Genomic DNA, 13,038 nt, shown 5'->3' on the forward strand with positions numbered 1-13,038 from the left:
CTGAAGAGACCACTCGCCCTTCACTGTCAAAGATATAAACGGATGAGAAATCAAGGGTTGAAGGGGGTCACAAATTCAGGAAGACAGTTTCCTGATCTCCAAACCCAATGATCGGACAAGATCTGCAGCAGCGGGTGTCAGTTTTTGTCCCGGAAGCAGATTAATCGGTTTTCCAGACCAGCGAGCCTGCCTGATCATCCCTTCGGTAATCCAGGTTCCCTTTACAAGAAGCCCATCTGATTGCATTTCCGGCTTTTTCCACCGCAGTGTCGCACGGTTTAATGCCGGAAGCCATGAAACGGGGGAACCGGGAATTAACACAACCGGTTCATGAACCGGTCCGGTAATCACCGGAAGAGAACCAAGCGACAGCCGGATGGTTCCCTCCTCCAATACAACCTCGGGCTGATCATCAGGAAAGGATTCCTGTGTGGGAAGCCAGACAGCGGGACCCGGGTTTCTTATGGGCCATTCCCCGGAAATTTCACCGGCCGGACCTTTTATTGTCATGGGAGATTCCTGAATCCGCAGATCGATTCTCCCCTTTCTGACTGGATCACCACTTTCACAATCGAGGAAAACGGTGACCAGCAGATTCCCTGAAACAACGGGGATTTCCCGGGTCTGACCACGAACCGTTAACCGGACCCGTTCGTGGCTGATTTCCCAACCTCCGGGTACGATTTGTTCACTGGTAATCGCTGTGATTCCCAGTGCCCGCGCATCAGCGGGGGAAAGCAGCAGAACGGAAGGAAGATAACCGACCGGAAAAGTCACCGGAAAAAGCGCTCCTCGATCTGACGGATTTTCTCCACGCGCGCTTCATGACGACCGGGTTCTGGAACAGCCGTCAGAAAGGCTTTGACCACGCTTTTTGCTGTTTCAAGTCCGATATCCCGCGATCCGAGTGTCAGAACATTGGCGTGATTGTGCTGACGGGCGTTCCGGGCGGTGAATTCATTATGACAGGGTGCAGCCAGAATTCCCTTCATTTTATTGAGTGCCATGGCAGACCCCAATCCGGCCCCATCAATCATGATTCCTATTTCAGAAGTCCGGTCCTGTATACGCCTTCCGACGGCATAGGCAAAATCGGGATAATCCACCGCCTCGGTGGAAAAGGGACCTTCATCCGACACCTGATATCCGAGTGAAGTCAGAAACGGGATCAGATCCTTTTTCAGGTCGTACCCTCCATGATCGGACGCAATGGCAATCTTCACAACGGAAACCGACCTGGTCTCAGGTATCGTTTTCTGACCGGAGCCCTGAACCAGGCGAACGTGCTTCTCCTTTGCCAGATCTCTGGCCAGAGCGGTAATCAGATCGCCCGGGAGCAATTCAAAATCCTTTCCTGCTTTGGAGGCATCCAGGATCATTTTTCCGGTAACCAGTCGTTTTTTATTCATTGACCACCTTCAGAAGTTACTGTCAGCGATGAAATCAGTACCGACGGCTGACCAATCGATACCGGACGCACCTGACCCGACCGGATGCACCATCCGGCCGAGCTGTCAAGATAACCATCCGGACCGATTGCATCAATCCGTTTCAGCGTTTCAGGACCCGTTCCGGTCAGAACAGCCCCTTTTGCCCGACCTGTTATCTTTCCGTTTCTGATCAGCCATGCAGTGCCTGCAGGAAAAGAAAAGTGACCGGTTCCCGGATCACATTTACCGTCCTCTAAGTCAGTGATGAAAAGACCGGTTTTCAGACTTCTGATCATTTCCTCCGGGTTATCCTGGCCGGCTTTCATGATCAGATTCCGCATCCGGACCAATGGTGGATTCTCCCCTCTCTCACATCGTGCATTTCCGGTCAGAGGCAATCCAAGCTGACGGGCCGAGTCGCGGTTTGTCAGAAATCCGTTGAGTATTCCCTTCTCAATCAATACTGTATGAGTTACGGGAGATCCTTCATCATCCACCGTTTCGGTTCCCCTTCCACCCGGAAGGGTTCCGTCGTCAGAAAGGGTTAACAGTGGATTTGCAATCGCCGAACCAAGCGAATCAGGCCGAAGCCAGGAACGTCCCTGAATCAGATTATCTGCCTCGAGTGCATGTCCCACCGCTTCGTGAAAAAGCAGACCGGGCCAGCCGGGTCCCAGAATCACCGGCCAGTCACCTGTGGGTACCTGAGACCAGCCAAGGCGGGAAAGCGGATCGTTTACCATGGAAACTGCCAGTTTTACAAACTCACCAGGAGCAGGTTCCCGATACCCACCCCATCGTTTCCACAGCGGGGGAAGCTGGTTGGGTCGGTTTTCCAGAGCCAGCTGCAATCGCCAAAGCTCTGTTTGTTTTCTTTTTACCGGTTGGTCAGGCAGAAAAACCAGGCTGGTTTCCTGTTCAACCGTCAGATGAAATAACCGGTAGCCGGCCACTGTCCTCAATACAGATGCCGCACGGAACAGGCCTTCTTCGAGCATGGCCAGGCGGTCCTGAGTAAATGGATCGGGTATAAAGGGAAATGATTCTGGTTCAACCTGCCATGGAATGACTTGCTGTGTGGCAAGACGGAGACCGGCCGATTGGGTTGTGTGGCTCTGGGGCGGAAGCCAGGTTTCCTGTTCTATGCGAAGGTCGGTACGCTTCGAAGTTCTGATCAGACCCGACCACCAGTCATTACCGGGCGGCAGCGGGAACCGATCAGGATACTCATTCATCGGGTTCGTTCAGGAGGGATTGAAAGACGGATGTATCGTGACTATCGGCCAGTTGAGAACCGAGAATGGCGTGGGCCATTTTATCCCGCTTGGTCCGCAGGTATTTTTCATTCACCAGATTGGGTGAAATTTCCAGCGGAACCCGCTCGGTAACGTCGAGTCCATATCCGTTCAGTCCGACAATCTTTTTCGGGTTGTTCGTCATCAGACGCATGGATTTTACTCCCAGATCAAGCAAAATCTGAGCACCGATTCCATAATCGCGCAGATCGGGTTTAAACCCGAGTTCCAGATTGGCTTCAACCGTGTCACGTCCCTGATCCTGGAGCACATAAGCTTTCAGTTTATTAATGAGTCCGATGCCACGGCCTTCCTGCCGCATATACAGAATGACGCCACGTCCATCCTCAGCGACCTTCCGCATAGCGGCATCGAGCTGATCGCCGCAATCGCAGCGGGAGGAGCCGAACACATCGCCGGTAAGACATTCAGAATGAACCCTGACCAGAACCGGTTCTCCATTGCCCACATCCCCCATTGACATGGCCACATGGGTTTTACCATCCACAAGACTTTCATACGCCGCAATGGTAAACTCACCATACCGGGTTGGCAGTTTTACTTCGGCAGCCCGGTGTATCAATTTGGTGCGTTGAAGACGGAAGGAAATCAGATCCTTAATCGTGACGATTTTCAATCCAAACCGATCGGCGACCTGCATCAGATCGGGTAACCGCGCCATGGTTCCATCCGGGTTCATGATTTCGCAGATAATACCGGCAGGTGTTAATCCGGCAAGACGGGCCAGATCAACCCCGGCTTCGGTGTGACCTGCACGCCGGATAACGCCACCTTCTGCGGCGATCAGGGGGAAAATATGACCTGGTCTGGTAAAATCGTCGGCTTTTATTGCCGAATTGGCGATGGCCTGAATGGTTTTAGACCGGTCCGGTGCTGAAATACCAGTGGTGACGCCGTCATGCCGGTAATCGATAGAAACGGTAAAGGGAGTCCCATACCGGCTGTCATTTTTGGGAACCATCAATTCCAGATTCAATTCGGCAGCCCGTTCGCGGGTGATGGGGGCACAAATCAGCCCCCGCCCGTGAGTGGCCATGAAATTGATCATATCCGGGGTGGCAAACTGAGCAGCTGCCACGAAATCACCTTCATTCTCCCGGTCTTCATCATCAACGACGACGATGACTTTTCCGGCCCGGATATCCTCAATAGCCGATTCGATGGAATCGAAAGTCAGACGCATTACTTACTGTCGGCTGAACCGGTCGGACGGGTAATACTGGAAATGCTGGATTTATCAAATTTGATCGCAATATTGGCAGGAATCAGGCGGATCACAACGGTATTGCCTTCTTCAACCGATTCGACCACGCCATGGGCACCGCTGATGGTAACCACTTTATCACCTTTGGTCACACTGTCGAGCATTTTCTCACGTTCTTTCTGCTTCTTCTGCTGCGGACGGATCATGAAGAAATAAAACACAACAAAGATCAGGACGATGGGCAGAAGTGAACCGATCAGGCTACCGGCACCACCTTCAGAACCAGCTGGCGGAGCAAAAAGAATCAGAAACATCATGGCTAACATAGGAACTCCTGTTTTTTAAAGGGCGTAAAGATAGGAAAAACGCAGGGAAATTTCTGTTTACCGCAGTGGTTTTGAAGACAACATGCAAACACAATCCCACTAATCGAAATTTAATGACCAACCATGTCACCGTTTCTTGACATTTAATTATTTATTGTGATAATTGGAAGCGCTTCAACAAATAAGGAGACCCAAAAATGAAAAAATGGCTACTTTCGGTTCTTTCGCTGATTGTTTTTGCAGGAACCGCTTTCACTCAAACATACGATTTTTGGATGTGGAACGGGTGGGGTGCAGCCCCAACAGCCGTCAGTCCGAAAGGAATTCCCGGAGTTTCGTCTGCCACTGTTACTGCAACCACAACCGGATCTGCCGGTTTTCTCTACCGGAATACCGACTGGACACAAAAGTGGGGAGCAGCTCTTTCAATTAATACTGTAGCAGTTCTGAATCAATACAACGGTTCAGATGGATCTGCTGCCATTACGGCCGGAATGTATTATACTCTTAATGTACCAACTTCACCTGTTGCTGATAATACCAGCAACAAAATAGGTATCCTTGAAACCACGGCTCAACCGGTTACCATCACCGCTGTTACACGGGATTTTCTTCAACCCATTCCGGAAGAACCAGTCGAAGTAACAGTTACGCTGAGTGGTACACCCGGAACCGAAGAGAAATTCTACGTGGTCTACACAACCAATAACTGGTCTTCAGCCACGGCTGTAGCAGTTACCCTGTCGGGAACAACGGGAACGGCAACCCTTCCTCCACAACCCGAAGGAACCGATGTCTCCTATTATGCCATGTCATCAACAGTGCTGTCCACTTCCTGGGGATCGGACCGGGACTATTATACCCTCCGTTTAAACAACAATAGCGGTACCAATTATAACTATACCTCCAGCAATGTTGGCGATACCACCCCCCCGACTACTATTACAGACCTGGCTGCCACAGCGGATGCCAATCTGAACAGAATCACACTGACATGGACTCCTGTCACCGAAGAAAATTTCGAAACGTATGAAATTTTTTACAGCACCTCTGGTATTCCAACCACCACGGACCCCATGCTGGATAAATCCGATTATCTTTCTCTGGGAACCATCAGCACAAGTTCAATTACTCTGACCGGGTTAGACTGGAGTACTGATTATTTCTTTAAAATCCGTGGAGTGGATGCAGCCGGGAACAAGGGAACGCTTTCTGATGCAGATAAAGCAACCACGGTTGCAGAACCTTACATTCTGATGGATGGTACCTTTGATGGCCAATTAAAATGGGGACCTCCTGTTGCCTCCGCATCAAACACCACAGATGGATGGGGTGGTGCAAATGCCACCGATCTGTATGTAAAATATCATGATGGATATATCTATCTGGGCGTAAACCTGGCCATTGAAGGATGGCAGCGTTGGGTGTTCATTATCAATACAACATCCGGCGGCGCACCTCAGGATAGCTGGGGATTGGGTGTGTATTATGATCACACAGATAAACCCGATTTCAGCATCCGCAAAGGAAATTCAGCTGCAACTGCACAGTTTAACGCATGGAATGGCACTGCCTGGACCTATGACGATGGCACCCTGCTTGAGGACATCTGGTACAAACAGGGAGCCTCTTTTGTGGAAGTCCGTGTTTCTCAGGCCATGTTGGGCGGAGCAGAGAATGGAGATGTTCAGTTCTACATCACAGGAAACAATGCCGAACATGGGGCCTTCGACTGCCTGCCGGATGATGACAACTCAACTGGCTGGTCGGCTCCTGAAGTGACTTCAAACCTCAGTTTTTATGCTTCCGGTGTGACTCTCCCGGTTGAACTGGCCTCCTTTACCGGATCCCGCCAGGGTGACCGTGTTCGCCTGAATTGGTCATCCCGTTCTGAAACAAACAATGCGGGCTTTGAGGTAGAGGAAAAACTGGCAGGTCAATCCTGGAAATCCGTTGGTTTTGTGGCCGGAAAAGGTACCACTCAATCTACTCAGGGTTACTTCTTCGAAGTGGTTTCGGCACATAAGGCCAGCTATCGTCTGAAACAAATCGATCTGGATGGATCATTCAGTTACTCCACTGTGGTCGAGGTTTCAGGAGCACCCACCCATTTCCTGACGGCCCGGAATTATCCGAATCCGTTTAACCCGGTTTCCACCATTGAGATTTCCATACCGGTGGCTGGTACAGTCAGTCTGGAAGTATTCAACACCTTGGGACAGCGGGTATATTCTCAACTGCTTCCCGACTTGCAAGCCGGCCTTCATACGGTACCGTTTAATGGAGCAGGATTGTCGTCTGGGTTGTATCAATACCGGATCACTCAAAATGGACAAATCGTGACCGGAACCATGTCACTGATCAAATAATCTGTCTGACCTTTAAGAAAAGCCCATCAGGTCTTTTTCCTGATGGGCTTTTTTATTATTATAAACTCACAGATCAATGAAGAACGGAGAAATCAATGACTAACAAACGTTACACCCTCTTACTCTCACTCCTTTTTTTCTCCTTCCCTGCCTTTTCGCAGATTTATCAGCCGGAAGGATTGAATCTCCCCGGCGCCTGGAATAGCTGGACCAATCCCCCTTCTAATGCACCAGCATTGGGAAGCGCCACTCAGGTTACCGGTGGCGAAGTCACAAGAATCACGTCGGGAAGAGGAACCGGCAGATATACGACCACCTTTAGTGCAGCCGCTTCCGGTGCCGATGTGGTGGGAGGAACGTATGAATTCCTGTTTACATCCGGACCAGGCGGAAGTCCATACAACAACAAGTGGTCGGGTGTGACGGTAGCGTTGAATACGGTTCAAACCTATTTGAAAGAAAATCCGGCTAATAATTCCATTACAGTCAGCAACGGAAAGTGGTATACGCTTAACTGGCTCGATTCAGGATACGGAAATACCTCAGCCATTTTTATTGAAACCAGTTCGGAACCCGTTTCCATTTCGTCTTTAACGAGAAATCCTGAAAATCCGACACCAGAAGACGATGTCGACATCACGGTGACCCTTTCCGGGGCTCCTGCTACCGGGGAATATGTGTACATTCGATACACAACCGACAATTGGACAACCGGAACAACCGAACTGGTTTCCCTTTCAGGTTCCAGCGGATCCATCACCGTTCCGGCTCAATTAAACGGAACCACCATACAATACTATGCACTTACCACCCCTTTTCTTTCAGAGTCATGGGGTTCAAACAATGTTGATCTGCTTTCCTTACGGACCAGCAGTCTTGCAACCTACCAGTCCACATCCGCCCCGGATGTCACCCCTCCAACGGTTGTTTCAGACCTGAGTGCCACATCGGTTGCCAAATCAAAAACCATTTCCCTGTCCTGGTCGCCGGTAACTGAAGCCAACTTTGATTCATACGAGATTTATTATAATTCCACCGGAAATCCCGGACTTACCGATTCGAAACTGGATAAGACTTCACATGCCGCTTTGGGAACAATCAGCACTTCTGAGCTTCAGATCACACTGGCAGATTGGAACACCACTTATCATTTTGCCATCCGGGCAAAGGATCAGGCTGGAAATGTGGCAGACCTTTCCAATTCTGCACAGGCAACCACCTCTGTTCTGGGACATGATCTGTGGCTGTTCAATGGTCTCATTCCGGAAGGGGGAGCCTCTGTGTCTCCGAAGGGCCTTGCTGGACTTGCTGAGGCCACGGTCAGTGCCAATGCCACCGGAACAGCCGGCTTTCTGTATCGGCAATTTGACTGGAACAGGAAATGGGGCGGATCGGTTGCAATCAATTCGGCCGGCACTCTGAGTGAGTTTAATGGTGCGGATGGTTCGGTTGCTGTAACAAACGGCAAATTTTATACTTTTAACGTTCCATTGAATCCGGCAGATGGTAATGGAAATCCTGTTGCCATTCTCGAAACCAGCAACGTTCCGGTTACAATCACCGAAGTCAATCAAACAACGTTGACCCCCGAACCAGACGAAGCGGTCAACATTATCATAACACTGTCATCTTCACCTTCTCCCGAAGAATTGGTTTACATTCGGTATACCACCGATGGATGGGCAAACTCCATGGCCAGTTTAGCCAGCATCTCCGGAACCACTGCCATTGGAACCATCCCGATGCAACCAGAAGGAACGGTCGTAAATTACTATGTCCTGACGACCACCGTCGGAATGGAATCCTGGGGAGGGGCGGTGGATCTTCTGACACTGAAAGCAAACACAAATAATGGGCTTAATTATACCTATTCTGTCGGAGTCATCAGCAATCCGACCTCTGGCGAGGTTCCCAACGTCGAATTCACTACCGGAACCACATTAACAGGCAATCTGACCGTTAGCGGAATTATTACCGTGAATGCTCCTGTAAACACCAGCGGCAATATCCTCAGCCTCGCTCCAACAGGATTGATACTTGGCGAAACACCATCCACTTACATTCAGGGTATTGTTCAGACGATCCGGAATCTGAGCGGATCAGAAGAAAGCAATCTGGCCGGGTTGGGAGTTTCGATTGATCCATTGGGTCAGGTACTTGGTAATACACAGATCACCCGGAAATCGGGTCCGGGTTACAGTGCCGGAGTCGGAATCAATCAAATCTGGACCATAACACCAACCAATCAGCCAACCTCAGATGTGAGTGTCACGCTGACCTGGCCTGGCAGCAATGATAATGGTAAAAACCTGGCAACGCTGGTTCTGTTTAAAAGCAGCGATGGTGGTGCCACCTGGACAGCCATTGATGCCAGCTTTATAACAAACACCAATCCGAGATCGGTCACCTTTGCGGTTACCGGATTTTCAGATTTTACCATCAGCAATGGTGAAACGCCACTTCCTGTGGAATTGGATGGTTTCAATGCGCAGGTTGCAGGCAGGTCTGTGGTGATTTCCTGGTCAACCCGGACCGAAACCAACAATTTTGGTTTTGAAGTCGAAAGGTCAACAGACCGGATGAATTGGGAAATGGTACACTTTGTTCCTGGTCATGGCACAACCACCGACCCTCAACGTTACTCGGTAACGGTCAATATGAAACAGGAAAAAGTCTGGTTCAGACTGAAACAAATCGATATGGATGGATCCTGGACATACTCACCGCTTGTGGAAGTAATCGAAAACCCATCTGAGATCTTAACCGCCCGGGCTTACCCGAATCCGTTTAACCCGACCACCAATCTGGAAATCAACCTGCCCAATGATGGAGAGGTTATCATTTCCATTTTTAATACGTTGGGACAATTGATCCGGGAAATCAACCTGGACAATCAACGGGCAGGACTTTTAGTAGTTCCGTTTAAAGCCGATCAGTTGGCCTCGGGGCTATACCACTATCGGGTGGTATCCCGGCGGCAATCGGTGACCGGAACGTTGCTTCTGGTTCGCTGAGAGAATTGAAACCAGTAAAGGGGCTGTTCCATCCGGACAGCCCCTTTTTTTTTATCTGACCAGCATCATCCGGTGAGTTTTCTGATTGTTTCCGGCAACTACCCTCACCAGGTAAACACCGCTTCCCAATCCGGTAGCATCAAACCGCAGTTCGTGATCCCCCTGATTGAAAACCTGATTTCTGGCCAGTACAGCCACACGCTGACCGGTTATGGAAAAGATTTCTGCAGTAACCGGCAGGGTACTTCCTACTGAAAACCGGATGGTGGTTGATGGATTGAACGGATTCGGATAATTTCCATCAATAGTTAAAGAGCCGGGTGTTAATTCCTCTTCAGCAGATTCAACCGACACGGCCACTCCCGGCAGGCTGGAGCCCTGTATTGCAAACAATCCCCGTCCTTTTATACCAACCCAGATTTCTTTCCCGACAATGGAAACAAAACTGAGCTCTCCTTCCGGCAAACCCGTGCTGTATTTGGTCCAGGACGTTTGCCCATCGGTCCGGTAGGCAAATTTATCGAGATAACCCGCATAAACCAGGGTATTTCCGTCTCCATCCACCATATAACCACTGCCATTGTTGGTTAGTCCGGGTCCAAAACCAGTCCAGTTGACCGAGAAATCATTGCTTCTGAACACTGGTGACCCTGCAGCACCCTGATTGGTCACATAGAAATAGCCATTCAGATAGGTAAAACTGTACAAGGAATTCCCATTGGGATAACCAAATCCTTTATTGACATACTCCCAGGTCTGCCCGCCATTGAGGGATCGGTATACACCACTGCTTGCGGTTCCTGCAACAAACTGACCGTCCACTCCCACCATCTTTATGGCCGGCCGGTTTCCGACACCACTGTTTGACACCGTCCAGGTTCTTCCGCGGTTTCTTGAGATTTCGGGTCCGCTGCTACCCGTTGCCACCCAGATGGAATCGGTCAGCACCAACGTACTGAATCCACGCGAGGAAAGGGTTTTCCAGTTCTGCCCCCAGTCGGTGGTAACCCAGGTATCGCCCGACACGGCATAGAGTGAATCTCCGCTCAGGACAAAATCATTGATGTTGTTTTCGACATTATCAAGATTTCCCTCATACGGCATTTTTATCCGCTTCCAGGTGCCCGACCCTGTAAACCAGGCCCAATACTGATAGTCGCCGAACTCGAATATGTGCACACCCGGGAATTTAAAAGTTTCCAAAGGCTGACTGTTCGACATTCCACTGTTTGCAGAAGCCCAAGTGGATCCGCGGTCGGTACTTTTCCACAATCCGGAGTATTTAAAAGAGGCAAACAGGACCCCGTTGACAAACGCCATCTGGCGGATCGGCTCCATGTAAGGTGCCAGAATCGGAATTTCAGTCCAGACAGGAGCTGAAGAAGATGATGAAAAAATGGAGCTGTTGTTTCTGAGGAAAACACGGCCATTATAGACAGCCATGACCTGATCAGATAAAAAACTGATATCTCCCATAAAGGACTGCCAGGTCAGGCCTTTATCGGTTGAACGGTAGAGCTTATTTCCCATGGCAAACAAAGTATCTCCGCCAGCCTTTTCAAATTTCCTGATGGTTTCAAAGGATTCGAATCCGGTGGCGGGCACCCAGGTTTTTCCCTTATCTGTTGATTGCAGAACCGTATCTGCTGCCAAAAGCCAGACGTCGGATCCCAGATATCCGCTTTGAACAAAGGCATTGGGTTTTCTTTTTGCAAAGGCATGAGAGGACCACACCCATTTGGTTGCAGACGGCACCCAGGTTAACGGACCCCGGCTCGTCATGGCCCGCAGGGAATCCCCCTCTCTGAACATCTCATTCAGTGCATACGGATAAAATCCGGAAAGTGGAATGCCGGCATTGATTTCCTGCCAGACCGAGCTTCCACTGGCTTTCCGGTAAGCACTGCGACTTGTACCTATTATCAGATCACCGTTGAATTCGTAAATACCTGAAACGGAGAAGAAAATGGGCAGGTCATCCGTAAGCAATTCCCAGGACTCTCCAAGGGTGGTGCTTTTAAAAAGCGACCCTCCACCCATGGCATATAAAACTCCTTCTTTTTCATAAAACCGTTCAACGGTTGCCACATCCGGACCGGTTATCCGCGTCCATTGTGACCAGCCAGGTTGGGAAAAAAGCAGGATCATCGCTATCAGGCATGCACGCATCGGAACTCCTTTTTGTTTCCGCAAAGATACCGAGGGGCTGGCTTCCCGGAATCACCCGTGAGGGTGAACCAGTTGTTTGATCCAACACCTTTTGTCACCCGTCACTGTCAGGCCGGCAAACCGGTTTGAAATTTTTTCAGATCAGTCTGTAAAGCTTTCAGGCCAGGACTGTCAGAATGTTAATACCTTCCTTTTGGCACACCATTTGGAAAATAGTTGGTCGGAAACCACAATTAAATAAGGAGTTAAATCAATGGCTATCATTCGTTTCCGCCCAGACTATGACTTGTACCGGATTGAACGGGATATGACGCGACTTTTCGAATCCCTTAACCGCAATCTGGCCGCTGAGCCGGTAAATCCGGTATGGGCGCCACTTGCCGATATCACAGAAACCAAGGATGCGTTTGAATGGATTCTGGATCTGCCCGGCGTCAATCCTGCCGATGTTAAAATCACCATGGAAAACAACACCCTGACGGTTTCCGGTGAGCGGAAACTCCCAGAGCTCGAAGGGGGTAAAGTACATCGTCAGGAACGGGTTTATGGAAAATATTTCCGTCGGTTCGACCTTCCACAAAGCGTACAGACCGATGCAATCAAAGCAGAATTCAAAAATGGACAGTTGCTTATCACACTGCCCAAGCGTGAAAAGGCAGTTGCCCGTGATATTCAAATCATAATCAGTTAAAATAGGAGGATACCATGTCACTCGTACGTTGGAAAAGCGGACAGGACCTGCTCTCCCTGGAAAAGGAACTGAACAGCCTGTTCGATATGATCAATCCCTTTGGCAGAAAGGCTTCAGGCGAAGAAGCTTACGAACAATCTTCCTGGGCCCCACTGTCGGATATTCTGGAGGATAAAGATCACTTCATTCTCCTGCTCGACTTACCGGGTGTGAACAGGGATGAAGTGAAGTTGTCCTTGGCCGATAACCGTCTGATTATCAGCGGTGAAAGGAAGGCTGAATCGGAAAGCAAGGACCGGAACTATCACCGTGTCGAACGGATTACCGGAAAATTCTATCGGTCCTTCCTGTTACCCGATCAGGTAAAAACCGACCAGATTTCGGCTGAATTCTCCAATGGTCAGCTGACCATCCGGGTTCCAAAAATGGAAACGGTCAAGCCGCGGGAAATTCCGATCGTAACCCACTCATAACAAGTTGTGAAAAACAAAAAAGGGGCTTTGAGAGCCCCTTTTTTGT

Annotated in this window: 10 protein-coding genes; 4 read left to right on the plus strand and 6 right to left on the minus strand. The window is 49.8% G+C overall.

Annotated elements, in window-relative coordinates; translation table 11 throughout:
- Positions 1-75: 75 nt before the first annotated feature.
- The 5 genes from HUU10_10235 to yajC all read right to left on the minus strand — a co-directional run bounded on the left by HUU10_10235 (position 76) and on the right by yajC (position 4,276).
- On the minus strand, positions 76-777 hold the full coding sequence (locus tag HUU10_10235; protein NUQ81977.1) for a hypothetical protein: 702 nt from the start codon (positions 775-777) through the stop codon (positions 76-78).
- Entirely contained in the window at positions 774-1,223 is a 450-nt protein-coding gene (rpiB, locus tag HUU10_10240; protein ID NUQ81978.1) for a ribose 5-phosphate isomerase B, read from the minus strand. Before rpiB ends, HUU10_10235 begins: the two co-directional genes overlap by 4 nt.
- A gap of 182 nt (positions 1,224-1,405) precedes the next feature.
- On the minus strand, positions 1,406-2,665 hold the full coding sequence (locus HUU10_10245) for a TldD/PmbA family protein (protein ID NUQ81979.1): 1,260 nt from the start codon (positions 2,663-2,665) through the stop codon (positions 1,406-1,408).
- Positions 2,658-3,929, minus strand: coding sequence for a bifunctional 3,4-dihydroxy-2-butanone-4-phosphate synthase/GTP cyclohydrolase II (locus tag HUU10_10250; GenBank protein NUQ81980.1), 1,272 nt, complete (start codon positions 3,927-3,929; stop codon positions 2,658-2,660). Before HUU10_10250 ends, HUU10_10245 begins: the two co-directional genes overlap by 8 nt.
- On the minus strand, positions 3,929-4,276 hold the full coding sequence (gene yajC, locus HUU10_10255; GenBank protein NUQ81981.1) for a preprotein translocase subunit YajC: 348 nt from the start codon (positions 4,274-4,276) through the stop codon (positions 3,929-3,931). Before yajC ends, HUU10_10250 begins: the two co-directional genes overlap by 1 nt.
- A 197-nt stretch (positions 4,277-4,473) precedes the next feature.
- Between yajC and HUU10_10260 the strand changes: the two genes are divergently transcribed.
- Positions 4,474-6,645 (plus strand): T9SS type A sorting domain-containing protein, encoded by a 2,172-nt coding sequence (locus tag HUU10_10260; GenBank protein NUQ81982.1) that lies wholly within the window; start codon positions 4,474-4,476, stop codon positions 6,643-6,645.
- A gap of 95 nt (positions 6,646-6,740) precedes the next feature.
- Positions 6,741-9,659, plus strand: a complete 2,919-nt coding sequence (locus HUU10_10265; protein NUQ81983.1) for a T9SS type A sorting domain-containing protein — start codon at positions 6,741-6,743, stop codon at positions 9,657-9,659.
- A gap of 51 nt (positions 9,660-9,710) precedes the next feature.
- Here HUU10_10265 and HUU10_10270 read toward each other — a convergent pair whose 3' ends face one another.
- Entirely contained in the window at positions 9,711-11,828 is a 2,118-nt protein-coding gene (locus HUU10_10270) for a T9SS type A sorting domain-containing protein (GenBank protein NUQ81984.1), read from the minus strand.
- Positions 11,829-12,081: 253 nt separating this feature from the next.
- On the opposite strand from HUU10_10270, the gene HUU10_10275 reads away from it, so the two are divergent.
- Both HUU10_10275 and HUU10_10280 read left to right on the plus strand, forming a co-directional pair.
- Positions 12,082-12,519: an Hsp20/alpha crystallin family protein gene (locus tag HUU10_10275; protein NUQ81985.1), complete on the plus strand. Its 438-nt coding sequence runs from the start codon at positions 12,082-12,084 to the stop codon at positions 12,517-12,519.
- Positions 12,520-12,533: 14 nt separating this feature from the next.
- Positions 12,534-12,992, plus strand: a complete 459-nt coding sequence (locus HUU10_10280) for an Hsp20/alpha crystallin family protein (protein ID NUQ81986.1) — start codon at positions 12,534-12,536, stop codon at positions 12,990-12,992.
- Positions 12,993-13,038: the final 46 nt, after the last annotated feature.

This window comes from Bacteroidota bacterium (assembly GCA_013360915.1).
Classification (GTDB): Bacteria; Bacteroidota; JABWAT01; order JABWAT01; family JABWAT01; genus JABWAT01.